Genomic DNA, 24,360 nt, shown 5'->3' with positions numbered 1-24,360 from the left:
CACCCCATGTCCGCGCCCTCACGCTCACCGTCACCCTTCAGCCCCTTGGCAGAGGCGGCCGGAGCGTCGCCTTTCGCCGACCGGGTCATGACCGAGGACGACATCCCGGCCGTGCTCGCCATGGAGCGCCTCGCCTGTCTGGATTCCGCGCACGCCTGGTCCGAAGACAACTACCGATCGTCGCTGCGCAGCGCTTACTGGACGCGGGTGCGCACCCAGCCCGACACCGGCCGCATCATCGGCGTGTGCGTGGCCATGGACGGCGTGGACGAAATGCACCTGCTCAACATCGCGGTCGACAAGGCCCTGCATGGGGCTGGCGTCGCGCGTGCCCTGTTGGACACCTTGTACGCGTTTTGCCGCGAGGCGGGGGTGCCCTTGCTGTGGCTGGAAGTGCGCCCCTCCAACGAGCGTGCGCTGATGGTTTACCGGCGCCAGGGCTTTGTGGAAGTTGGGGTGCGCAAGGGCTACTACCCCGCGCCCGGCGGCCGCGAAGATGCCTTGGTGATGCGGTTGGAACTGAAGGCGGTCCGACCATGAGCTGGTCCGAGCGCCAACGCGCCATGCTGCGCGAAATGGGCATCCCGGCGTTCTGGCCGGTGCCGCCTGACGCGCCCTCGGAGGATGCGCCAGTGGGCGTGTCCGCTACCGATGTGGCGCAGGCAACGCGCCCGACCATGCCCACGGCAGACGCCTCTGCCTTGGCGCCGCTGCACGCCAGTCGCCCCGTTGAAGCGCCGACCGCGCCTGCGCCCGCCGCCAGGTCGGCCCGCCCTGAAGCCAAGCCGCCCGTGTCCATCGCCGCGGCCGCCACTGCGGGCATCGAAGCCATCCTGCGCGCGCCCCCCGAGGGTATCGACCAGATGGACTGGTCCACCCTGCGCCAGGCCGTGTCCGGCTGCACCGCCTGCGGCCTGTGCGAAAGCCGCCAGCAAACCGTGTTCGGCGTGGGCCACGAACAAGCCAGCGTGATGATCATTGGCGAAGCCCCTGGTGAGCAGGAAGACCGCCAGGGCGAGCCCTTTGTGGGCCGCGCCGGGCAATTGCTCGACCGCATGCTCAGCCCCATCGGGCTGACCCGTGGCGAGGCCCAGGCCAGCAGTCAGGTTTTCATCGCCAACGTCCTCAAGTGCCGCCCGCCCGGCAACCGCAACCCGCTGCCCGCCGAAGTGGCGCAGTGCGAGCCCTACCTGATGCGCCAGATCGCCCTGGTCAAGCCCCGCGTCATCATCGCCATGGGGCGCTTTGCGGCGCAGTCATTGCTGAAAACCAGCGAGCCCATCGGCCGCTTGCGCGGGCGCCTGCACGAGGTGCAGGGCACGCCGGTGGTCGTCACCTATCACCCCGCTTACCTGCTGCGCAACCCGGTCGACAAGGGCCTGGTGTGGGATGACCTGTGCCGGGTGCGTGAGCTGCTCTTGCGACCGGTTTGACCCGGAGCGCTCAGCGCGTCACTGTTCCAGGTAGCGCTTGCGCCTGAACAGCATCACCAACACCAGCACAACCCCCGCCATCAACCCGCAAGCCACCCAGAAACCCAGCCGCGTGTGGATCAGCGGCAGGAAGTCGAAGTTCATGCCAAAGACGCCCGTGATCAGGTTCAGTGGCAAGAACACCGCCGTCATCACCGTGAGGGTGCGCATGATGTCGTTGGTGCGGTTGCCTTGCAGCGAAAAGTGCATCTGCACCGCGCCTTCCGACGACGACTCCAGGCGCCGCACATGGCCCAGCACCCGCTCGATGTGTTCCAGCACGTCGCGCGAACGCACGCGCAGCACCTCGCGCTCGCGGGCGGCGGCAGGTTCGGTGGGCATGGGCCAGTCGTCCAGCGCATCGATCCATTCCTGAACGGCGCTGCGCTGGTCTTCGCAAGTGTCTTCCAGTTGGTGCAGGGTGTTGCGCGCCTCCAGCAGCGATTGCCAGTGGTTGAACTGCTTGCGGTTGCTCAGCAGCTCTTGCTGCAGGTAGGCGGACTGCTTGGTCAACAGGCGACGCAGGTCCAGGTAACTGTCGACCATGTGGTTGACGATGCGCACCATCAGGTCGGCCGAGCTGGGGGGCAGGCGGTTGACCGCACCGCGTCCTTCCGTGCGGTTCTCGTTGCGCTCGTCGGCGTTCACCATCTGGTTGAGTCGGGCCTCGAAAAAATCGCGCACCGAGCAATCGGCCGGGTGCACGGTCAGCAGCACGCGGTCGAACACCACGAAACCCACCGGGCTGGTGTCGATGCTGGCCAGGGCCTGTCGCGCGCTGCTGGCGGTGCCATGCGTGTCGTCCAGGAACATGCTTTCCGTGCCCTGCGCCGCTGCCAGGCGGCGGAACACCAGCATGTCGTACCAGGAGGTGTAGTCGTACTGCGAAGGCAACTGCGCGTTCAGCAGGTCCATGACGTGCAGGTCCACCAGGTTGCCGCCGGTCAGGTGCTGCAACTGCGCCTGGACCTTGCCGAGGCCGACCTCGAATTCACGCCGGGCCGTGGTCACCCACAAAAAACCTTGGGTGGGCGGGGTGTCCGGCCAGTCGGGGAGCTCCTGGAAGCGCTCATTGATCAGGAAAAAACGCACTCAGGCAGCTCCAGCATTCATTCATCAAACAGCCGTCAGTCGCGCAGCAGTTCGGCGGCCTGCAAGGCGAAATAAGTCAGTACGCCGTCGGCGCCCGCCCGCTTGAAGGCCAACAAGGCCTCCATCATGGCGGCATCGTGGTCCAGCCAGCCGTTCTGGGCGGCGGCCTTGATCATGGCGTACTCGCCGCTGACCTGGTAGGCGAAGGTGGGCACGCGGAATTCGTCTTTCACGCGGCGCACGATGTCCAGGTAAGGCATGCCGGGTTTCACCATGACCATGTCCGCGCCCTCGGCGATGTCCATGCCCACTTCGCGCAGGGCCTCGTCGCTGTTGCCCGGGTCCATCTGGTAGACCTTCTTGTTGCTTTTGCCCAAGTTGGCCTTGGAGCCCACCGCGTCGCGGAAGGGGCCGTAGAAGGCGCTGGCGTACTTGGCGCTGTAGGCCATGATCCGGGTGTGGATCAGGCTCTGTGATTCCAGGGCCTGGCGGATCGCGCCGATGCGCCCGTCCATCATGTCGCTGGGGGCCACGATGTCCACGCCGGCCTCGGCCTGGACCAAAGCCTGGCGGGTCAGCACCGCCACGGTTTCGTCGTTGAGGATGTAGCCGGCGTCATCCAGCAGGCCGTCCTGGCCGTGGGTGGTGAAGGGGTCCAGCGCCACGTCCGTCATCACGCCCAACTCGGGAAAGCGCCGCTTCAGTTCACGCACAGTGCGGGGCACCAGGCCCTCGGGGTTCAGAGCCTCCTGGCCATCTGGCGTCTTCAGCGCCAGGTCGATCACCGGGAACAAGGCCATCACCGGGATGCCCAACATCACGCATTGCTCGGCCTGGGCCCACAGCGCGCCACGGCTCAAACGTTGCACGCCCGGCATGGACGCAATGTCTTGCACGCCGTCGTCTTGATCCAACACGAAGACGGGGTAGATCAGATCAGCAGAAGTCAGTGCGTGCTCTCGCACCAGGCGGCGCGTGAATTCATCACGGCGGAGTCGGCGAGGACGGTGTTGCGGGAAGTGGTGCAAGAAGGACATGCGGAACAAGGTGTGAAAACTGTGTGAAGGAATGCAAAGAGAACAAAAAAACCGGCAGCAATCCCGGGTTTGCGGACATGGTTTGGAGACATGACGCCGCAAGCCCTCTATAATCGATCCTGAATGATACGCCGCAAGGCCTTCATTCCCTGCTTTTCCTCCCTGAGCAGGTGCCTTACCGTGATGACAGCGTTAAGGCTTCCACAGCCCCGGCCATGCCGGGGCTCTTTTTTTTGTGCTGGCCATGTTGCGCCGCGCGATCAATCCCCAAATCGATCCCCGCCCTGGCCATAATCGGCTATGCTCTGGATCAAAGCCTTCCACATCGTTTTCGTCGCCAGCTGGTTTGCCGGCCTGTTTTACCTCCCGCGTTTGTTCGTCAACCTGGCCATGGTGCCGGGCGACAGCCACGCCGAGCGCGAACGCCTGCTGCTCATGGCGCGCAAGCTGTACCGCTTCATGTCCTTGCTGATGATTCCAGCCGTGGTGCTGGGTTTGGTGCTGTGGCTGTACTACGGCATCGGCAGGGGGCCAGGCAATGGCTGGATGCACGCCAAACTCCTGCTGGTGATCGGCGCCATTGGCTACCACCACGTCTGTCGCAAGATCCTGCGCGAGTTCGAGCAGCTCAGCCAGCGCCGCACGCACCGATGGTTGCGGGTGTTCAATGAGGGGTCGGTGCTGATCTTCGCGCTCATCGTCATCCTCGTGGTGGTCAAGCCTTTCTGATCCGCCCTCGCTTCAAGGCCTGCTGATGTCCTTGCACCGCAGCACCGCCTGGCCGCTCACCTGGGTGGCCGTGGCCTTGATCGTCTACGCCACCTTGTTTCCGCTGACTGGCTGGCATTGGCCCGACCGCCACGTTTTCAGCTGGGAACTGCCCAAACAGTCCCACGAAGTGCCCTCCGACCTGGTGGCCAACCTGCTGGGCTACCTGCCCTTGGGTTTGATCCTGACGGTGGCCCACCTGCGCAGCGGGCGGGGTGCCTTCGTGGCGGCGGTGCTGACCCTGGCGTCGGGGTCGGCCTTGTCTTATGGCTTGGAGCTGGCCCAGTTCACGGTGCCCAACCGCGTGCCGTCGATCTCCGACTGGGCGCTCAACACCTTGGGCATGGCGTGGGGCGCTTTGACCGCGGTGACCTTGAATGCCTTGGGCCTGGTGGATGTGTGGCACCGTTTGCGCGAGCGGTGGTTCATCCCTCAGGCGGGGTTTGGCCTGGCCCTGATCTGGATGTGGCCCTTGGGCCTGCTGTTTCCGCCGCCATTGCCTTTGGGGGAAGGGCAGTTCCTGCCGCACCTGCTCATCGGTCTGATGGAGCTGACCCGCGACTCGCCGTGGCAAGCCTGGGTGCTGCCTGCCGACCCCTTGAGCCTGTGGACTGACAACATTTCCGCCGATCCGGACTCGCTGTGGGTGCCCGCGCGTGAGGCCACCACCGTGGCCTTGGGCCTGCTGGCGCCCATGTGCGTGGCCTGCGCCCTGGCCCGACCGCGCAACACCCGTGCTTTCCTGTTGGTGGGGGCCCTGGTGATGGGGGTGGGTGCGACGGCGCTGTCCACCGCCATGAATTTCGGCCCTGAGCACGCCCTGACCTGGATGAGCGTGCCCACCATCACCGGCCTGCTGGTCGGCGCGTTGGGGGGCACCCTGTTGCTGGACCGCACCCGCACCACCTGCGCCAGCGTGGGGGTGCTGACGCTGGCCGGGCTCATCGTCCTGGTGCACCAGGTGCCGCCAGACCCCTATTACGCCTTGGCGCTGGAATCGTGGGAGCATGGGCGCTTCATCCGTTTCCATGGCCTGTCGCGCTGGTTCGGCATCCTGTGGCCCTACGTGGCCATGGCCTGGCTGATCACCCGCCTCTTCGGGCGTGAAAGTCGGCATACCGAAGCGCCCACCTAAAATCCCCCAACCCACTCACCTTCGGAGCACTGCATGGTCAAGGTCGTCAAGATTTTCGGGCAGCAGCTTGAACGGATCACGCTGAAAGCGTTCAATCCCGAAAGCTGCCTGGCCGACCATGCCAAAACCGGCGAGGTCATGCAGGTGTCGCGCATGGCCGACTTGGCCATTGTGCTGATCGCCTACGCGGACGACATCAGCGCCACCACCTACGTCGGCAAGTTCTCGGACTGGACCGGCCCGAAGCTGGACGAAGGCATGAGCCAGATGTCCTCACCTTGGGATGAGCCCAGCGAGGAGCCTCTGGATTGATGAGCACCGAATCGACTGCCATGTACTACGAACGCCACATCTTTTTCTGCCTCAACCAGCGCATCAACGGTGAAAGCTCTTGCGGCGATCATGGTGCCCAGGAGGGTTTCGACCACTGCAAGAAACTGGTGAAAAACGCCGGTTTGAATGGCCCCGGCCAGGTGCGCGTCAACAAGGCCGGTTGCCTGGACCGCTGCGCTGGCGGCCCGGTCGCTGTCGTCTACCCGGAAGGCACCTGGTACACCTTCGTTGACAAATCCGACATCGAGGAGATCGTTGAATCGCACCTGGTCAAAGGCCTGGTGGTTGAGCGTCTGGTGCTGCCGCCCGACGTGGGCCGTTGATTGATGACTTGCGCCGCACCATGATCGGACGCCCTGATTCCACCACCATCGACGGCCCTTCGGGCTTGATCGAGGTCGTGCTCGAAGACCCCGCCACCGCGCCCATCGGTCTGGCCGTGATCGCGCACCCGCACCCGCAGATGGGCGGCACCCTGGACAACAAGGTGGTGCACACCCTGTCACGCGCCTTTGTGCAGGCGGGCTGGCGGACCGTGCGTTTCAACTTCCGGGGCATTGGCCAATCCGAAGGCGCCTGGAATGAAGGCGTGGGCGAGGTCGATGACCTGCTTGCTGTGCTGGCCCACCACCGCACCCACCCGGTCGTGCAAAGTCTGCCCGTGGCCTTGGCCGGGTTCTCATTCGGGGGCTTCATCGCCGCCAGTGCCAGTGCGCGCCTGCCCCAGGCACCGAGCGAGCTGGTGCTGGTTAGCCCGGCCACCCGTTACACCTTGCCGAACGTGCCGACCCACACCCTGGTGGTGCAGGGCGAGCAGGACGATGTCGTCTCGATGACCAGCGTCCTCGACTGGGCTCGGCCGCAGGCCTTGCCGGTCACAGTCGTGCCGGGTGTGGGCCATTTTTTCCATGGTCAACTCGGCGTTCTGCGCGACCGGGTGCTGCGTCACTTGCGCGGCACTCCGGGCACTTCGGCCTGATTGACCTCACCTGCTGGCCTGATCACATGCTGTTTCCCTTGTCCCGCCGCGGCCTGTTGGTCGCGCTGACCGGCGCTTTGTGCTGGCCCCTGGCCTGGGCGCAAGGGGCGACCGTGGCCCCGGTGTTCCCGTTCGCGGCCCCGTCTGCCGCCATGCCGCTGCCGCCCGAGCTGGCCGCCCGAGCCTTTGTCCTGCAAGACCTGAGCAGCCAGCAGACCCTGGCCGCGCGCAACGCCGACCAGCCGGTCGAGCCCGCCTCCTTGACCAAGCTGATGACCGCCTACCTGGCTTTTCAGGCCGTGCAGTCAGGCAAGCTGACCTTGACGCAATCAGTGCCGGTGTCCGAGCGCGCCTGGCGCGCCGGCATCACCGGCCCGTCGCGCAGCTTTCTGACCGCCAACAGCCGCGTCAAGGTCGATGACCTGCTCAGGGGCATGATCGTGCAGAGCGGCAACGACGCCAGCGTGGTCCTGGCCGAGGCGGTGGGCGGCACGGTCGAGAACTTCGTGGCCATGATGAACCGGCAGGCCCAGGCTTTTGGCCTGAAGGCCACCACGTTCAAAAACCCCGACGGGCAGACCGCGCCCGGGCACCGCAGCACGGCGCGCGAGCTGTCCGTCCTGGCCTTGAGGCTGGTCACCGACTTCCCGCAGGCCCTGCCTTACTACGCCAGCAAGGAGTTCACCTTCGGCGGCATCCGCCAGCCCAACCGCAACCTGCTGCTGTGGCGCGATCCCACGGTCGATGGCCTGAAGACCAGTTACACCGACGCCTCCGGCTACTGCCTGATCGCCACGGCCCAGCGCGTCACGCCCTCGGGGCCGCGGCGCCTCTTGAGCGTGGTGATCGGCGCCACCTCGCCCGAAACCCGCGCCAACGAAAGCCAGAAGCTGTTGAACTGGGGCTATGGCGCCTTCGACATGGTCAAGCTGTTTGACGCGAACAAGCCGGTGACCACCGCGCCCGTCTGGAAGGGGCAGTCGTCCAGCGTGAGGTTGGGGCGCGCCGCTCCGGTGACGGTGGTGGTACCGCGCGGCCAGGCTGGCGGCCTGAAAGCCACCGTCGCCCGCAACGATCCGCTGGTGGCCCCCTTGACCCAAGGCCAGACCGTGGGCACGCTCAAGATCACCCTGGCCGGACAACCCTGGCAGGATGTGCCCTTGAACACCCTGGACGCCGTGCCCAGCGCTGGCTGGTTTGGTCGCCTCTGGGACGCCATCCGCCTGGGCGTCAAATGATCGAAGAGCAAGGAGTATCCGCATGAATGAACCCGTTGTTCCCCCAGCACCCCCCGAGATCCCGCCCGAAGAGTCGCTGATCCAGTACCCCTGCGCCTTCCCCATCAAGGTCATGGGCCTGCACGAGCCGCCTTTCGTGGAAACCATGGTGGCGCTGGCGGTTCACCACGACCCCAACTTCGACGCCAAGACGCTTGAGCTGCGCCCCAGCAGCGGTGGCAAGTACATGGGCCTGACCATCACGGTCAATGCCATCAGCCGCGAACACCTGGACAACATCTACCGCGCTTTCACCGGGCATCCCCTGGTCAAGTACGTGCTCTGACGGGGCCTCACCCCCACGGCATACAATCGACTGGATTTGGCCCGCCTTGGTGGCCGTCCGTTTGAAGGATTTTTACCGTGTTCATTTCCGACGCTTTCGCCCAAGCCGCGGCCCCAGCCGCCAGCGGTCCCGCAGGCTTGCTCAACAGCATGTTGCTGCCGATCGTGATGATCGTGGTCCTGTACTTCGTCATGATTCGCCCCCAGATGAAGCGCCAGAAAGAGACCAAGGCCATGATGGACGCCCTGGCCAAGGGCGACGAAGTCGTCACGCAAGGCGGCGTGATCGGCAAGATCAGCAAGCTGGGCGAAACCTTCGCCACGGTGGAAGTGGCCAATGGCGTGGAGTTGCAAATCCAGCGCTCGGCCATCGTCCAGGTCTTGCCCAAGGGCAGCTACAAGTAAATAAATCGCAGGATTTCAACCATGAACCGCTACCCCTGGTGGAAGCACCTGATCATCGCCGTCGCCTTGCTGGTGGGCCTGATCTACACCTTGCCCAACTTCTTTGGCGAGGCGCCGGCCGTGCAACTGTCCAGTGGCAAGTCCACGGTCAAGCTCAACGCCGAATCGCTGGTCAAGGTGGAGGCGGCGCTCAAGCAGGCCAACATCGCCGCTGATTTCGTTGAGTTTGATGGCAACTCCATCAAGGCGCGGTTCGCCGACACCGACACCCAGCTGAAGGCGCGCGACGTGCTCGGCCGGGCCTTCAACCCCGATCCCCAGGACGAGCGCTACATCGTGGCGCTGAACCTGGTGTCGCGCTCACCGCATTGGCTGCGCACCCTGCACGCCAACCCCATGTTCCTGGGCCTGGACTTGCGCGGTGGCGTGCACTTCCTGATGCAGGTCGACATGAAGGGCGCGCTCACGCAAAAGATTGAAAGCCTGACTGGTGACATCCGCAGCCTGCTGCGCGACAAGGACATCCGCCACAGCGGCATTCGCCGTGACGACCAGGCGATCACCGTTCGCTTCCACGACGACGCTGGGCGCAAGGCTGCCCGCAACGTGCTGACCGACAGCCTGGGTGACCTGCAATGGACCGATGGCACCGACAGTGACGGCAGCGGCACCCTGACCCTGGTCGGCCAGCTCAAGGCCCAGTCCGAGCGCACCATCCAGGAAAACGCACTCAAGCAAAACATCACCACCCTGCACAACCGGATCAATGAGCTGGGCGTGTCCGAGCCCATCATCCAGCAGCAAGGCCTGGACCGCGTGGTGGTGCAGTTGCCTGGCGTGCAAGACACGGCCAAGGCCAAGGACATCATCGGCCGCACCGCGACGCTGGAAGTGCGCATGGTCGATGACAGCACCGAGGCCCACGCCGCCCTGGCTGGCGGCACCGTGCCTTTCGGCACCGAAAAATTCGCCGACAGCCAAGGCGTGCCCATCATCGTCAAGCGCCAGGTGGTGCTGACGGGCGACAACCTGACCGACGCCCAACCCGGCTTTGACGAAAACCAGGAAGCTGCCGTGCACCTGACGCTGGACGCCCGTGGCGCCCGCATCTTCCGCGACGTGACCCGCGAGAGCATCGGCAAGCGCATGGCCATCATCCTGTTCGAAAAGGGCAAGGGCGAGGTCGTGACGGCCCCGGTCATCCGCTCCGAGATCTCGGGTGGCCGCGTGCAGATTTCCGGCAGCATGCAGGGCGACGAAGCCGCCGACACGGCGCTGCTGTTGCGCGCTGGCAGTCTGGCCGCGCCCATGGAAATCATCGAAGAGCGCACCGTCGGCCCCAGCCTGGGCGCCGCCAACATCGAGCAGGGCTTCAAGAGCCTGATGTACGGCTTTGCCGCCATCGCGGTCTTCATGATCGCCTATTACCTGCTGTTCGGCGTGTTCTCGACCCTGGCCCTGGCCTTGAACCTGCTGCTGTTGGTGGCCGTGCTGTCGATGCTGCAAGCCACCTTGACCTTGCCTGGCATCGCGGCCATCGCCCTGACCCTGGGCATGGCCATCGACGCCAATGTGCTCATCAACGAGCGCGTGCGTGAAGAGTTGCGCAACGGCGCGGCGCCGCAATCGGCCATCCAGGCCGGCTACGAGCACGCCTGGGCCACGATTCTTGACTCCAACGTCACCACCATGATCGTGGGCGTGGCGCTGCTGATGTTCGGCTCGGGGCCGGTCAAGGGCTTTGCGGTGGTGCATTGCCTGGGCATTTTGACCTCGATGTTCTCGGCGGTGCTCTTCTCGCGTGGGCTGGTCAACCTTTGGTACGGCCGTCAGAAAAAGCTCAAGAGCGTGTCCATCGGTCAGGTCTGGAAGGCCGCTGCCAAACCTGGCAGCCTGTCGACCGACGTTGACACCGTGGACCAATGACCCCCCGCACCCCCTGAAGGACACTCGCCATGGAATTTTTCCGCATCAAGCGCGACATCCCGTTCATGCGGCATGCGCTGATTTTCAACATTGTTTCGTTCCTGACTTTCGCCGCCGCCGTGTTTTTCCTGGTCACCCGGGGACTGCACTTGTCGATCGAGTTCACCGGCGGTTCGGTCATCGAGGTGCAGTACGCCCAGAGCGCCGACCTTGAAAAAGTGCGCCACACCGTGGACGCGTTGGGCTATGGCGAAGTGCAGGTGCAGAACTTCGGCACCTCGCGCGACGTGCTGATCCGCCTGCCTTTGCGTGGCAGCCTCAAGCAGGCCGAGGTGGTGGACAAGGTGTTCGGCACCCTGTGCTCCGCTGAAAAGGGCACGGTCAGCATGCTGGCGCCCACCCCCGGGCACCCTTCATCGACCAAGGCTTGCCAGGCCGGTGGCCAGACCAACCTGACCTTGCAACGCAGCGAATTCGTCGGCCCGCAAGTGGGCAGTGAGTTGGCCCGAGACGGCGCGCTGGCCCTGGGTGTGTCAGTGCTGGGCATCATGATCTACCTGGCCTTCCGCTTTGAGTGGAAGTTCTCGGTCGCGGCCATCATCGCCAACCTGCACGACGTCATCATCATCCTGGGCTTCTTTGCCTACTTCCAGTGGGAGTTCTCGCTGTCGGTGCTGGCGGCGGTGCTGGCGGTGCTGGGGTATTCGGTCAATGAATCGGTGGTGATTTTTGACCGGATCCGCGAAACCTTCCGCCGCTACCGCAAGCTGAGCACGGCGCAGGTCATCGACCACGCCATCACCAGCACGATGAGCCGCACCATCATCACCCATGGTTCAACCCAGATGATGGTGTTGTCGATGCTGATTTTTGGCGGCCCCACTTTGCATTACTTTGCCGTGGCCCTGACCATCGGCATCCTGTTTGGCATTTATTCCTCCGTCTTCGTGGCGGCAGCGATTGCAATGTGGTTGGGCGTGACCCGTGAAGACCTCATGAAAAGCACCAAGAAAGAGGTCGATCCCAACGATCCGAACTCCGGGGCCGTGGTGTAGAGTTGATCAACCATGAAATGCTCGGCCTGGAAGGTTAGGTCGAGCCCTGCGGATCAACCGACCACATGTCATCGATAGGCTCTTCGCGTGCATTGGCCATCACGGCCCGAAAAACCTATTTGGAAACCCTCTTGCGGGGCGCCTCCGGGTTGATCCACGCCTGTGCCAACGGCGCCAAATTGCTGGCCTCGCAAACCGCCGAGCCCGGCCTGTACATGCGCCGGCGCGACCTGGTGCTGGACATGCCGATCGGCCTGGATGCCTGGCAGCGCAGTCTGGAGCAGCGCATCCAGTCGGCCCTGACGGCGGTGCGCCTGGCCCGGCCGCTGGACACCAAGCCCGTGGGGCAACTGGTGTCCGACCTCACCCTGGTGGAAGACAGCGCGGTGGAGCAGGACATGATGGCGTCTCGCCTGGGCCAGACCATTGCCGACCGGGCCGGCTGGGAATACACCGACCTGTGCTCTCGCCTGAATGCCCTGGAAGCGGGCAGCAACGGCCACCCGGATCCGGCCGGTGACGTGTTGCGGCCTCAGGTGTTGGCGCGTTGGCTGATCGACAGCTGGACCGATGCCGGCCTGGGCGCCTCGCACTGGATGACCTTGCAGACCGTGCTGCATGACGAGGCCACGCACCTGGCGCAAGAGGCCTACCACGACGCCAACCATGTGCTGCTGGACCACGGCGTCAAGCCCGAAATCGACTTGCGGCCTTTCATCCGGCGAACCAAGGACACCGGTGTGGGCCCCACCATTCAGCGCTCCGCTGCACCGTATGTGAGTGGCAGCGCCGGGATTGGGGCTTCCATGGGCACCGCCAAGGCGGGCACGCGTGGCGGCCCGGGCACCGCGCCGATGCCGCATTCGGGCCTGGGTGGCCCCTCGCAGATGGGCGGCAACAGTGGCTTGCAACCCATGGGCGGCGCTCATGAAGAAACCCGTTTGATGACCCAGACGCCCGCCTTGCGCCGCTCGGCGGTGCCTGCCCAGGCGGTGTTGGGCAAGCTCAACCAGTTCGTGTCCAACAAGGTGCCGGGCTTCGTGCCCACGCAGGTGATGGGCGGCGGTGCCAACGTGGTGGTGGGCGTGGTGGCCCCGGCTTTGGGCCAGGCCATCCAGGCTGCGGGTCAGGTGGTGCGCCGCCACGCTGATGGAGATTCCGGCCTTCCCACGGGCACGCCCGCCGCCTTGTTGCAAGACTTGCAAGACAGCAAACGCACCCTCAAACAGGCGGCCAGCTCGCCCAACGAGCGCGCCATCATCGAGATCGTGGCGCTGTTGTTCCAGAGCATCCTGACCGAAGAGCGCCTGCCCGCCGCCATCCGCGTGTGGTTCGCCCGCCTGCAGATGCCGGTGTTGCGCGTGGCCGTCACCGAACCCGATTTTTTCGCCACCATCGATCACCCGGCGCGTGCGTTGATCGACCGCATGGGTGCTTGCGTCATGGGCTTTGCCGCCAGCAAGCGCGAGCAGGAAGACACCTTGCCGGGCGAGATCAAGCGCATCGTGCAGGTGGTCGAGGCCTATCCCGACACGGGGCGGCGCGTGTTCCAGACCGTGCTGGTGGAGTTCGAAAAATTCCTCGAGCGCTATTTCCGCGACGAGAACGAATCCAGCCGCAAGGGTGTGTCGTTGGCGCAGCAGGTCGAGCAGCGCGAAACCTGGGCCATCCAGTACACCATCGAACTGCGCAAGATGCTGGCCGACGTGCCGGTGCACGAAGGCGTGCGCGAGTTCCTGTTCCGCGTCTGGGCCGATGTGCTGGCCCACAGTGCCGTGCAGACCAGCCCGTCCAGTGAAGAAACCCGCGTGCTCAAGCGCGCAGCGGCCGACCTGATCTGGTCGGCCAGCGCCAAGCATTCACGCGAAGACCGCGCCGACGTGCTGCGCCGCCTGCCGCCTTTGCTCAAGAAAGTGCGCGATGGCATGGCCCGCGCCGGCATGGCGGTCGAGAAGCAGGACGAGCATGTGCACGAGCTCAACGCGGCGCTGGCTGCCGCCTTCTCGGCCCGCTCGGCCACGATCTCGTCGGCCCATTTGAAGGAAGTGACCGAACGCCTGGAGGCGCTGGACGACATCCTGCCCAACCTGGCCGAGGTCGAGTTGGACGCGCAAACCCTGCGCGACCTGTCGGGCCACGAAAGCAGCGACCTGGAAGTGGTGGCCGAAGGGGGCACCATGCCCACACCGGCCATGATGGCCTGGGCGCGCGAGTTGCAGATTGGCGCCTGGTTCCAGCTGGACTACCGGGGCAGCCAGGAGTCGGTGCAGTTCGCCTGGTCGGGGCTGCAGAAGCAATTGGCCTTGTTCGTGACGCCGCAAGGGCGGGGCGTGCTGTTCCAGTTGCACCGGCTGGCGGCGTTTCTGCAGGCGGGGTTGCTGGTGCCGGTGGAGGAGGAGTCCCTCACAGTGCGGGCCACGCGTGAGGCGCTGGCCAAGCTGGACGCGGATCCTGATCGGCTGCTGAACTGACCGCGCGCCGTGCTCCATGGCAAGGCGAACAAACGATCGATGTCGCTACAAGGCTTGATTCCTCGCAGCCACCGCAATCTTGGCCAGCGCATCCTTGGCCGTGCTGTCGCGGCTGTGTTCCATCAGCAAGGCCTCGAATGCCGGCTCGGCCATCGGGCGGGCCAGGAAATAGCCCTGGCACTCATCGCAGCCATGTGCCTTCAGAAACGAGTACTGCGCATCGTTTTCCACGCCCTCGGCCACGATGCCCACTTCCAGCCGGTGCGCCATCGCGATCAGGGCGGCGGCCAAGCGGCTGTCGCCGGGCGAGGTCGGCACATTGCTCAAGAACGAGCGGTCCATCTTGAGCCGGTCCACCGGTAACTCGCGCAGGTAAGAGAAGCTGGAATAGCCCACGCCAAAGTCGTCGATGGCAATGCCCACGCCGAGCGAGCGCAATTGCGTCAGCACCGCTGCAGCCCGCAGTGATTCGCGCACCACCACGCTTTCGGTGATCTCCAACTCCAGCGCCGTGGGCGGCAAGCCGGTTTCCTTCAACACGCGGTCCACCACATCGACGATGTCGGGCTGGTCCAGCTGGATGGCCGACAGGTTAACGGCGATGCGCATCGGCCAGCCGCTGCGTTCACGCCAGGCCTGGGCCTTCTGGCAAGCGCGGCGCAGCACCCATTCGCCCATGGGCACGATCAGGCCGGTTTCTTCGGCCAGGGGGATGAAGTCGGCCGGGGGCACCAGCTTGCCGCCATGTTCCCAGCGCACCAGGGCTTCGGCGCCGGTGATGCGGCCCGTCATGCAATCGAACTGGGGCTGGAAGTGCAGGCGCAATTCGTCGCGTTCCAGCGCCTTGTAGAGGTCGTTTTCCAGGCGCAGGGTGTCGAGTGTGGGCGATTCCATGTGCTCGGTGTACATCTGCACGCGGTTGCGGCCGTGGCTCTTGGCCTGGTACATGGCCAGGTCGGCGTGGCGCATCAGGGTGATCGCGTCGGTGCCGTGCGCCGGGTAAATCACCAGGCCGATACTGGGCGTGACGCGCAACTCGTGCGGGCCCACGCGCAAGGGTTCGGCAAAGATGTCCAGCAACTTTTGCGCGACCACGGCGCCGTCTTCCGCCATGGCGATGCGCGGCAGCATGACCACGAATTCGTCACCCCCCAGGCGGGCCACGATGTCGGAGGTGCGCATCTCGGAGCGCAGGCGGCGGGCTACCTCGATCAACACGCTGTCGCCGATGTGGTGGCCCAGCGTGTCGTTGATTTTCTTGAAGCGGTCCAGGTCCAGGAACATCAGCGCCAGGCTGTTGCCATCGCGCTCGGCCAGCGTCACCGAGGCCTTGAGCTGCTCCTGCAGCATGTTGCGGTTGGGCAGTCCGGTCAGCGAATCGTGCAGGGCCAGGTGTTGCAACTGGCTTTCGGCTTCGCGGCGCGAAGTCACGTCCGAGGCCATGGCCAGGTAGCCGGTCATCTCGTCCATCTCATTGCGCAAGATGGTGACGGTGACCTCGGCAGTCAGATGGCGGCCATCGGTGCGCACCAGGGTCCACTCGCTGGGCAGGCCGGGCGATTCGTGCGCCAAGTGGGCCAGCACCTGCATGTGCTCGACCGGGCGGTTCAGGCGCAGGGCCAGCATGCGGGCGCGCTCGCCCACCTCGCCGGGCTCGAAGAAGCGCTCGGCGGTGCTCTTGCCGATCAGCTCGTTGGACTTGTAGCCCAGCAGCGCCTCGCCCGCCGGATTCACGGTCTGGATGATGCCGTGGCGGTTGAGCACGAAGATGGCGTAAGGCGCGTTGTGCACGATGACGCGGCGCATCTCGTCCACCTCGTTGAGCTGGCGTTGGGCTTCCTGGATGGACTGCTCGGCCAGGTACTCGGAGCTGAGATCACGCAGGATGCCGACGTATTGCTTCTCGCCATCGACGTCCATGTGGCTGATGGCCAAATCCAGCGGCAAGGTGCGGCCGTCCAGGTGCTTGCCCTCCACGCGGTGGCCCACGCCGTCAAAGCTCACCTGCTGCGTCATCAGGAAGTCTTCCATGGGCTGGTCCAGGCCATGGCTGCGGATGCCGGGGATCAGGCGGCTCAAGGGGTGGCCCACCATCTGGTCTAGTGCATGGCCGAAGACGCGGCAGGTGGCCGGGTTGACGGTCAGCACGATGCCGGCTTCGTTCACGGTGACGATGCCGTCAACCGTGTTGTCGATGACCGAACGCAAATGCTTTTCGCTGGCCAGCGACTGGCTGCTCAGTCGGCGTGCCATGCGTGCGGCTTTGGCGTACTGCATGGCGAAACCGCGCAGCGTCAGCCACAGCCCCAGCGTGACCAGCACTCCGCTGATCAGCAGCGTCAGTGGATAGTGTTGCCACAGCGCATTGACCGGCGGGCGCCGCAGGGTCAGCTCCCATCGGCGGCCACCCACTTCCAGGCTTTGCAGGCGGTGGTCTTCATCGGCCACCGCCTGGCGGGGCGAGAAGGCACTGGTTGACTCTTGCGCGCTGTCGAACAGGACTTGCGCGGCAGGCTGAGGCACGACCCGTTCGGCGGGGCCCACATCGCGCACGATCCATTGCAGACGAGCCCACTCGTCGGAATTGATGATGGTGCCCAGGATGGCGTCGGCCTGGAAGGCCGCGCCGATCTGACCGATGAAGGCCTGTTGGCGCTGCTCGATGGTGACCAGTGGTTGATGCGGCTTGTAGATGGGCGCGCGGATCACGAAGCCCAGGGCCTGGCGGTCGCCAGACACCAGGCTCAGTGGGGCTGAGGCGCTGAGCTTGCCCGAGTCGCGCGCCAGCAGGGTCGTGGCCCGGCGGCTGGGTTCGTGGATCTGGTCGTAGCCCAGGATCGTTTCGTTGTTGGTGGACGGTTCAACATAGGTCACCGCCATGTACTCGGGGCGCTCGCCCTTCGGGTGGATGGCGTAGCCCGGATGGCCCTTGGCATCCAGGCTCTTGTCGGCACGCACCAAGGCTTCGAAGGTCGCCTTCGAAGCATGCGGAACCAAGCGTGAATACTGCACGGCCACCAGACCGGGGTAGCCGCTGTCGATGTCCAGGCTCAGAAAGCGCCGATGAAAATCTCCCCGCGTCACCGATTCCGTGGACACAAACAAGGCTTGGAAACTGCTGACCAGGCTCATGTAGTACGTCAAGGTCTCATTGAGGCGGCGTGTACTTTCCATGGAGGTGCGGTTGAACAAGTCATCCGCCGTGCGCTGCACGTCCTTGGCCGCTTGTTGCCAGGCCAGCAGACTGAGGCACAGGCCGACGACCAGGGTCACCCTTGACAGCCATTTCCACCGTTCTGACCAGCGGGTGACCTGCTCCAGTGTTTGATCCATTCGATGACCTTGTGATTTACCGCCCCCTTGTTTGGAGGCTTGATCCAAGGTCTATCGGACGGATTGGCCAAGTCTTGAATGCGGTACCGGTCGTTCGGCACACCTTGGCGGCGTGGCGGGCGGATTAAGCCGCGCCGCGCGCCATGGCCATCAAGCGTTCAACGCGCTCATCCGTCGACGGGTGGGTGGAAAACAGGCCACGCAACCCGCCACCCGACAGTGGGTTCATGATCATCATCTGGGCGGTTTCGGGGTGGCGTTCGGCGGCTTCCATCGGCATGCCTTGGGCGTAGCGGTGGATTTTTTGCAGGGCACTCGCCAGGGCGTGCGGGTCGCCGCTGATCTCGGCACCGCCCCGATCGGCTTCGAACTCGCGCGCCCGGCTGATGGCCATCTGGATCAAGCTGGCGGCCAGGGGGGCCAGCAAAGCCACGGCGATGCCGGCGATCGGGTTGCTGGGGCGGCCTTCAGAGTTGCGCCCGCCAAAAAACATGGCGAAATTGGCCAGCATCGAGATGGCACCGGCCATGGTCGCGCTGACGGTGCTGATCAGGATGTCGCGGTGCTTGACGTGGGCCAGCTCGTGCGCCATCACGCCGCGCAGTTCGCGCTCGGTCAGCACGTTCAGGATGCCGGTGGTGGCGGCCACGGCGGCATGTTGGGGGTTGCGGCCCGTGGCGAAGGCGTTGGGGGCCGATTCGTCGATCAGGTAAACGCGCGGCATGGGCAGTTGGGCGCGCTGGGCCAAGTCTTGCACCATGGCGTAAAAGCGCGGCGCGGTGGTGGCGTCCACCTCCCGCGCCTTGTACATCTTCAGCACCATGGTGTCGCTGAACCAGTAGCTGAAGAAGTTCATGCCCAGGGCCACCAGCAGTGCCATCATCATGCCGCTGCGTCCGCCGATCATGGCGCCAATGGCCATGAACAGGGCCGTGATGGCGGCCATCAGAACAGCGGTTTTCAAGATGTTGAACATGGTCGGGGTACTCCTTCGTGCCTTGTCAGATGCGGGCGGGTGAGCAAGGTTCAAGCGTCAGGCGTCCATTTTTAATGTTTTTTCTCCCCCAGCGCAGGGCCGCCTGCGCCCTTCAGGCCAATCGCGGGGGCAGGTTGCCGCCCTGGCTGTGCAGGAAGTCCCGGGCGGTGATCCGTTTGCCTCCTGGACGCTGCAGGGTGTGCAGGGCCAGAGATTGCTCGCCGCAGGCCACCACCAAGCTGTCGCCGCTGGCGTGCAACACCTGGCCAGGTGGGCCGCTGGCGGGCAGCACCGAAGCCGCCCACAGCTTGATGGTGTCGCCTGCCAGCTGAAACGTGGTGCCCGGGAACGGGTCAAAAGCGCGCACGCGGCGGGCGATCTGGGTGGCCGGCAGCGCCCAGTCGATGGCGGCCTCGGCCTTGTCGATCTTGTGGGCGTAGGTCACGCCGGCTTCGGGTTGTTTCACCGGCTTCAGGCCCCCACAGGCTGCCAACTCCAGGGCCTCGACAATCATCCGCCCACCGAGGCGCGCCAGGCGATCGTGCAGTGTGGCGGTGGTGTCATCGGGCCGAATCGTTTCGCGCTCCATCAGCAGCATGTCGCCGGTGTCCAGGCCTTCATCCATCTGCATGATGGTGATGCCGGTCTCCGCATCGCCAGCCTCGATGGCCCGGTGGATGGGGGCGGCGCCGCGCCAACGGGGCAACAGCGAACCATGGATGTTCAGGCAGCCCAGGCGGGGTGATGTGAGTGTCCACTTCGGCAGGATCAGGCCATAGGCCGCCACCACCATCAGATCAGCCTGCACCGCTTGCAGGGTGGCTTGCGCGGCCTGGGCGGCTTCGGCGTGTTTGCCGTCCAACTTCAGGCTGGGCGGCTGCGCCACGGCGATGCCATGGTCCAGCGCAAATTGCTTGACCGGCGAAGCCTGCAGCTTCATGCCCCGGCCCGCCGGGCGGTCAGGCTGGGTCAGCACCAAGGGGATCTCGAAACCCGCGGCGTGCAGGGCAGCCAGCGCTTCCCGGGCGAATTCGGGCGTGCCCGCGAAAACGATTTTCATGGGGGTGTCAGGCGGAGGTGTCGTCGTCTTTGCCGCGCTTTTGCATCTTGGTCTTGATGCGGTTGCGCTTGAGGGGCGATAAATATTCCACAAACACCTTGCCCATCAGGTGGTCCAGCTCATGTTGAACACACACGGCCAGCAACTCGTCAGCGTCGAATTCATAGGTTTGGCCATCGCGATTCAAGGCGCGCACGCGCACTTGGGCGTGGCGTTCCACCTTGTCGTAAATGGCGGGCACCGACAGGCAGCCTTCTTCCCAGATGATCATTTCGTCGCTGGCGCGGATGATTTCGGGGTTGATCAGCACACGGGGGTCGTCGCGCTCTTCGCTGGTGTCGATGACGACCAGGCGTTCATGCACGTCCACCTGCGTGGCGGCCAGGCCAACCCCCTTGGCGTCGTACATGGTTTCCAGCATGTCGTCGACCAGTTGGCGGACACGGTCGTCGACCGTGGCGATCGGGCGAGCCACCTTGTGCAGGCGGGCGTCGGGGTAGCAAAGGATGGGCAGCAGGGCCATGGTACTTCTCGGCGGGGCAAACGGCCGGTCAAGGACCGGGTCGGACAAGGGCAGGGTGTTCCCGCTCGGATGTGGAAGCGGCGCAACGAACCCCCAGGTGCCCCTGTGAATTCAGCGGGCAAGTGAGGACAATTTTCGTTGCGACTGCTTGTCTTTTCCGGGCAGAATCAAACGATCATTGACCAGATTTTGCCGGTTATTGGGAATCCTTATTGTCAGGGATCTCATCGGCGGGTGGATTGGAGAGAGTTTTCATGACCCAGCGATTGCTGCCCCTTGCTCATGCCATGGCCTTGTCGGCTGCGGTATCCCTGGGTATTTTGGCCACCACTGCACAAGCTGCCGACGGTCCCAACTTCCCCATCACCAACCAGCAAAAGGCCACGGCCAAGCAGGTATCGCAAGCCGGGATCCCGCTGTCCGAGTTGTCGCCCAACGCGCCCGACTCCTACACCGTCAAGCGTGGCGACACACTTTGGGACATCTCCAAGCTCTTCCTCAAGAGCCCGTGGCGCTGGCCCGAGTTGTGGGGCATGAACCTGCAGCAAATCCGCAACCCCCACCTGATCTTCCCGGGGCAGGTGTTGTACCTTGATAAATCCAATGGCCGCGCACGCTTGCGCTTGGGTCAGCCGGTCGGCACCAATGGCGATGTCCGCCTGTCGCCCCGCGTGCGCGAAGGCTCGCTGGACGACGCGATCACGGCCGTGCCCCTGCACCTGATCGAGCCCTTCTTCAACGAGGCCGTCATTTTTGACACCAGTCAGGAATTGCTGAACGCACCGCGCGTGGTTGCTACGCAAGAAGGCCGCGTGATGGTGTCGCGTGGTGAAACTGCCTATGTGCGCGGTGACCTGGGTGGCCGTCGCGAGTTCCGCATCTTCCGCGAACCCAAGCCCCTTCGCGATCCCGCCACCAAGGAGGTCCTGGGCTACGAGGCCGCCTACGTGGGCACCATGAACCTGGTCCGCGAAGGCGTGGAAGGCACGGGTGCCGATGGCCAACCCATGGTCATCCCCTCCACCTTCACCACCAGCATCCTGCGCCAGGAAGGCATGATTGGCGATCGCCTGGCGCCCGTGCCCCCGCGCGAATTCGACAACCTGGCCCCGCATGCCCCAACGCAAGATTTGAATGGACAGATCGTGTCCATCTATGGCGAAAGCCTGACGGCCGGCCAGAGCCAGATCGTGTCCCTGAACAAGGGCGCCCGTGATGGCATGGAGCGTGGCCACGTGCTGGCCTTGTGGCGCGAGGGCAATACCATCCGCGACATGACGCTGCCCGACAAGCCCACGATCAAGCTGCCCGACGAGCGCCATGGCCTGCTCTTCGTGTTCCGCACCTTTGACCGCATGTCCTACGCCCTGATCCTGAGCGTGAAGGACCCGGTCAAGCCTGGGGACAAGTTCACCCAGCCCTGATTGACGATCCCGTGAGTTGAAGATGGAACGCGACGAAATCGGCGCGTGGCTGCGGCTATTGCTGACACCACGCGTGGGACCGACCTGCGCGCGGCGGCTGCTGGCCGCGCTGGGCTCGCCCCAGGCGGTGTTCACCGCAACCAAGGACACCTTGTTGGGTGTGGTCTCGGGGCGTGAAGCCACCGAGTTGCTGAAGGTGCCCGCGGACTGGGCTGAGCAGTTTGACGCCACCCTGGCGTGGCTGGACGCTGCCTCACCCGGGCAAAACCGCGCGCTGATCACCCTGGGCGATCAACGTTACCCCGCTGCGCTGTTGGAAACCGCCGACCCGCCTTTGCTCCTGTTCGCGCAAGGCCGCGTTGAGTTGCTACAGACCCCCTGTGTGGCCATCGTGGGCAGCCGCAACCCCACCGCGCAAGGCAAGGAAAACGCGTTTGCTTTTGCCCAGGCCTTGAGCCAGGCGGGTATCACCGTGGTGTCGGGCCTGGCCTTGGGGGTGGATGGGGCAGCGCACGAAGGGGCTTTGGCCGGAGGCCGCCTGGGCAGCACCGTGGCGGTGGTGGGCACCGGCCTGGACCGCGTCTACCCCAAAACCCACCGGGACCTGGCGCACCGCATTGCGCAAGACGGCTTGATCATCAGCGAGTTCGCCTTGGGCACACCGCCCTTGGCCGCCAACTTTCCCAAGCGCAACCGCATCGTGGCGGGCCTGTCGCGCGGCACCCTGGTGGTCGAGGCGGCGGTGCAGTCGGGCTCGCTGATCACTGCGCGCCTGGCCATGGAGATGGGCCGCGAGGTGCTGGCCATCCCGGGTTCCATCCATTCGCCGCAGGCCAAGGGCTGCCACGCCCTGATCAAGCAAGGCGCCAAGCTGGTGGAAACCGCGCAAGACGTGCTGGAAGAAATGAACTGGCGAGTCGCTGGATTGGCCGCAGTTGACGAGGGCGGCGAACAGGCCGATGGCCCCGCCAGTGACGAAGACCTGGTCCTCGATGCCATGGGTTACGACCCCGTGGGGCAGGAGGCCCTGTCTGCCCGCACCGGCATGGGCCCGGCCGACCTGGGCGCGCGCTTGCTGGAGCTGGAAATGATGGGCCAGGTGGCCCGCCTGCCCGGCGCCTTGTTCCAGCGTGTGGGGCTGGGTTGATGCTGACCAAGCTGCTGGGCCGGGTGGATTACGCCCCCACGGCCCAAGCCATGCAGGCCTTCACCGAAGCGCGCACGCTTGATGCCCCCGATGAACTCTGGGTCTGCGAGCACCCGCCCGTGTTCACGCAAGGGCTGGCGGGCAAAGCCGAGCACCTGCTGTTCAATCCGCCGGGGCCGGATCACATCCCGGTGGTGCAAACCAACCGGGGCGGGCAGGTGACTTACCACGGCCCCGGCCAGGTGGTGGGCTACCCGCTGGTGGATCTGAAACGCCAGGGCATCTACGTCAAGGAATACGTGTTCCGCCTGGAGCAGGCGCTCATCAAAACCCTGGAAGTGCTGGGCGTGACCGGACACCGCGTCGCGGGCGCACCCGGCATCTATGTGCGGCTGGCCGACCCCTCTGGCCACGCCGCCCTGACCGAGCCTGCCGACCCGCGCGATCCCTTCAAGGGCTTGGGCAAGGTCGCGGCGCTGGGCATCAAGGTCAGCCGCCATTGCACCTACCACGGGGTGGCGCTGAACGTGGCCATGGACCTGTCGCCCTACGAGCGTATCAACCCCTGCGGCTACACGGGCTTGAAGACGGTGGACCTGGCCTCGCTCGGGGTGAATGTGCCCTGGGGCGAGGCGGCGGCCTTGCTGGGGCAGAAGTTGGGCACCTGGCTGTCGCCCTGATCGGCTAAAGTCGCGGCATGGCCACCGAATCCACGCCCTACGACCCCACCATCAAGCAAAAAGCCGAGGCCAAGATGGCCCGCATCCCCATCAAGGTGGTGCCCATCGGCGAGGTGCTGAAAAAGCCCGACTGGATCCGCGTGCGCGCCGGTTCGCCCAGCACGCGCTTCTACGAGATCAAGCAGATTTTGCGCGAGCACAAACTGCACACCGTGTGCGAAGAGGCCTCGTGCCCCAACATCGGCGAGTGTTTCGGCAAGGGCACGGCCACCTTCATGATCATGGGCGACAAGTGCACGCGGCGCTGCCCGTTTTGCGATGTGGGACACGGCCGCCCCGACCCGCTGGACGCGGACGAGCCCGCCAACCTGGCCAAGACGATCGCGGCGCTCAAGCTCAAGTACGTGGTGATCACCAGCGTGGACCGCGATGACCTGCGCGATGGCGGCGCGGCTCACTTCGTGGACTGCATCCGCCAGGTGCGCGAACTCAGCCCGGCCACGCAGATCGAGATCCTCGTGCCCGACTTCCGGGGCCGCGATGATCGCGCGCTGGAGATCCTCAAGGCGGCGGCGCCCGACGTGATGAACCATAACCTGGAAACCGCACCGCGCCTGTACAAGGAAGCGCGTCCTGGCAGCGACTACCAATTCAGCCTGAACCTGCTCAAAAAGTTCAAGGCCCTGCACCCGAACGTGCCCACCAAGAGCGGCATCATGGTGGGCCTGGGCGAGACCGACGAAGAGATCCTGCAGGTGATGCGCGACATGCGCGAGCACGACATCGACATGATCACCATTGGCCAGTACCTGGCGCCCAGCGGGCACCACTTGCCGGTGCGCCGTTATGTGCACCCGGACACTTTCAAGATGTTCGAGCAGGAAGCGCAGAAGATGGGCTTCAGCCACGCGGCCGTGGGTGCGATGGTGCGTTCGAGCTACCACGCGGACCAGCAGGCGGCGCACGCCGGGGTTTGACTCCG

At 65.0% G+C, this 24,360-nt stretch carries 23 protein-coding genes; 17 read left to right on the top strand and 6 right to left on the bottom strand.

What is annotated here, in order from left to right; all coding sequences use genetic code 11:
- Window positions 1-6: 6 nt before the first annotated feature.
- Window positions 7-540: a ribosomal protein S18-alanine N-acetyltransferase gene (gene rimI / locus PSV38_RS12330; protein ID WP_300547816.1), complete on the top strand. Its 534-nt coding sequence runs from the start codon at window positions 7-9 to the stop codon at window positions 538-540.
- Window positions 537-1,433: a uracil-DNA glycosylase gene (locus PSV38_RS12325; RefSeq protein WP_300547814.1), complete on the top strand. Its 897-nt coding sequence runs from the start codon at window positions 537-539 to the stop codon at window positions 1,431-1,433. The genes rimI and PSV38_RS12325 overlap by 4 nt, the downstream gene beginning before the upstream one ends.
- Window positions 1,434-1,451: 18 nt before the next feature.
- Here the strand turns inward: PSV38_RS12325 and PSV38_RS12320 are convergent, their stop codons facing one another.
- Complete coding sequence (locus tag PSV38_RS12320; protein ID WP_300547811.1) at window positions 1,452-2,564, bottom strand: magnesium transporter CorA family protein; 1,113 nt, start codon at window positions 2,562-2,564, stop codon at window positions 1,452-1,454.
- Window positions 2,565-2,599: 35 nt separating this feature from the next.
- On the bottom strand, window positions 2,600-3,601 hold the full coding sequence (gene hemB / locus PSV38_RS12315) for a porphobilinogen synthase (RefSeq protein ID WP_300547934.1): 1,002 nt from the start codon (window positions 3,599-3,601) through the stop codon (window positions 2,600-2,602).
- 300 nt (window positions 3,602-3,901) lie between these two features.
- Here hemB and PSV38_RS12310 point away from each other — a divergent pair, with 300 nt between their 5' ends.
- From PSV38_RS12310 to PSV38_RS12260, 11 genes are all read left to right on the top strand, one after another.
- Window positions 3,902-4,330, top strand: a complete 429-nt coding sequence (locus PSV38_RS12310; RefSeq protein ID WP_300547809.1) for a CopD family protein — start codon at window positions 3,902-3,904, stop codon at window positions 4,328-4,330.
- Between the two features lie 25 nt (window positions 4,331-4,355).
- On the top strand, window positions 4,356-5,504 hold the full coding sequence (locus tag PSV38_RS12305; protein ID WP_300547807.1) for a VanZ family protein: 1,149 nt from the start codon (window positions 4,356-4,358) through the stop codon (window positions 5,502-5,504).
- 33 nt (window positions 5,505-5,537) lie between these two features.
- Entirely contained in the window at window positions 5,538-5,816 is a 279-nt protein-coding gene (locus PSV38_RS12300) for a hypothetical protein (protein ID WP_300547805.1), read from the top strand.
- Window positions 5,816-6,160: a (2Fe-2S) ferredoxin domain-containing protein gene (locus tag PSV38_RS12295; protein ID WP_300547803.1), complete on the top strand. Its 345-nt coding sequence runs from the start codon at window positions 5,816-5,818 to the stop codon at window positions 6,158-6,160. Before PSV38_RS12300 ends, PSV38_RS12295 begins: the two co-directional genes overlap by 1 nt.
- Window positions 6,161-6,180: 20 nt before the next feature.
- Window positions 6,181-6,816, top strand: a complete 636-nt coding sequence (locus PSV38_RS12290; protein WP_300547801.1) for an alpha/beta fold hydrolase — start codon at window positions 6,181-6,183, stop codon at window positions 6,814-6,816.
- Window positions 6,817-6,842: 26 nt separating this feature from the next.
- A complete protein-coding gene (locus PSV38_RS12285; protein WP_300547800.1) occupies window positions 6,843-8,054 on the top strand; it encodes a D-alanyl-D-alanine carboxypeptidase family protein in 1,212 nt (403 codons plus the stop codon).
- Between the two features lie 22 nt (window positions 8,055-8,076).
- Entirely contained in the window at window positions 8,077-8,379 is a 303-nt protein-coding gene (locus PSV38_RS12280) for a DUF493 family protein (RefSeq protein WP_300547799.1), read from the top strand.
- Between the two features lie 77 nt (window positions 8,380-8,456).
- Window positions 8,457-8,783, top strand: a complete 327-nt coding sequence (gene yajC, locus PSV38_RS12275) for a preprotein translocase subunit YajC (RefSeq protein WP_300547797.1) — start codon at window positions 8,457-8,459, stop codon at window positions 8,781-8,783.
- A 21-nt stretch (window positions 8,784-8,804) separates the two neighbouring features.
- A complete protein-coding gene (gene secD / locus PSV38_RS12270; protein ID WP_300547795.1) occupies window positions 8,805-10,709 on the top strand; it encodes a protein translocase subunit SecD in 1,905 nt (634 codons plus the stop codon).
- Window positions 10,710-10,738: 29 nt separating this feature from the next.
- On the top strand, window positions 10,739-11,764 hold the full coding sequence (secF, locus tag PSV38_RS12265) for a protein translocase subunit SecF (RefSeq protein ID WP_300547794.1): 1,026 nt from the start codon (window positions 10,739-10,741) through the stop codon (window positions 11,762-11,764).
- Window positions 11,765-11,829: 65 nt separating this feature from the next.
- Window positions 11,830-14,235 carry a DUF1631 family protein gene (locus tag PSV38_RS12260; protein ID WP_300547792.1) on the top strand — a complete coding sequence of 802 codons (2,406 nt, stop codon included), beginning with the start codon at window positions 11,830-11,832 and terminating at the stop codon, window positions 14,233-14,235.
- A gap of 45 nt (window positions 14,236-14,280) precedes the next feature.
- Here PSV38_RS12260 and PSV38_RS12255 read toward each other — a convergent pair whose 3' ends face one another.
- From PSV38_RS12255 to def, 4 genes are all read right to left on the bottom strand, one after another.
- Entirely contained in the window at window positions 14,281-17,568 is a 3,288-nt protein-coding gene (locus tag PSV38_RS12255) for an EAL domain-containing protein (protein ID WP_300547791.1), read from the bottom strand.
- Between the two features lie 124 nt (window positions 17,569-17,692).
- On the bottom strand, window positions 17,693-18,544 hold the full coding sequence (gene htpX, locus PSV38_RS12250; protein ID WP_300547789.1) for a zinc metalloprotease HtpX: 852 nt from the start codon (window positions 18,542-18,544) through the stop codon (window positions 17,693-17,695).
- 112 nt (window positions 18,545-18,656) lie between these two features.
- Window positions 18,657-19,604: a methionyl-tRNA formyltransferase gene (fmt, locus tag PSV38_RS12245; protein ID WP_300547787.1), complete on the bottom strand. Its 948-nt coding sequence runs from the start codon at window positions 19,602-19,604 to the stop codon at window positions 18,657-18,659.
- A gap of 7 nt (window positions 19,605-19,611) precedes the next feature.
- Window positions 19,612-20,127 carry a peptide deformylase gene (gene def, locus PSV38_RS12240; RefSeq protein WP_300547785.1) on the bottom strand — a complete coding sequence of 172 codons (516 nt, stop codon included), beginning with the start codon at window positions 20,125-20,127 and terminating at the stop codon, window positions 19,612-19,614.
- Between the two features lie 254 nt (window positions 20,128-20,381).
- Here def and PSV38_RS12235 point away from each other — a divergent pair, with 254 nt between their 5' ends.
- From PSV38_RS12235 to lipA, 4 genes are read left to right on the top strand one after another with little or no spacing between them, the layout of a single operon-like run.
- Window positions 20,382-21,551 carry a LysM domain-containing protein gene (locus tag PSV38_RS12235; protein ID WP_300547783.1) on the top strand — a complete coding sequence of 390 codons (1,170 nt, stop codon included), beginning with the start codon at window positions 20,382-20,384 and terminating at the stop codon, window positions 21,549-21,551.
- A 22-nt stretch (window positions 21,552-21,573) separates the two neighbouring features.
- Window positions 21,574-22,698, top strand: coding sequence for a DNA-processing protein DprA (gene dprA / locus PSV38_RS12230; RefSeq protein WP_300547781.1), 1,125 nt, complete (start codon window positions 21,574-21,576; stop codon window positions 22,696-22,698).
- Window positions 22,698-23,378 carry a lipoyl(octanoyl) transferase LipB gene (gene lipB / locus PSV38_RS12225; RefSeq protein WP_300547780.1) on the top strand — a complete coding sequence of 227 codons (681 nt, stop codon included), beginning with the start codon at window positions 22,698-22,700 and terminating at the stop codon, window positions 23,376-23,378. The genes dprA and lipB overlap by 1 nt, the downstream gene beginning before the upstream one ends.
- A gap of 17 nt (window positions 23,379-23,395) precedes the next feature.
- Complete coding sequence (gene lipA / locus PSV38_RS12220) at window positions 23,396-24,355, top strand: lipoyl synthase (RefSeq protein WP_300547778.1); 960 nt, start codon at window positions 23,396-23,398, stop codon at window positions 24,353-24,355.
- The last annotated feature ends 5 nt before the right edge of the window (window positions 24,356-24,360 follow it).

This window comes from Aquabacterium sp., assembly GCF_029946005.1.
Lineage (GTDB): Bacteria > Pseudomonadota > Gammaproteobacteria > Burkholderiales > Burkholderiaceae_C > Aquabacterium.
The sequence above is the reverse complement of the archived record's forward strand: the minus strand, read 5'-3'. Positions and strand labels throughout refer to the sequence as shown.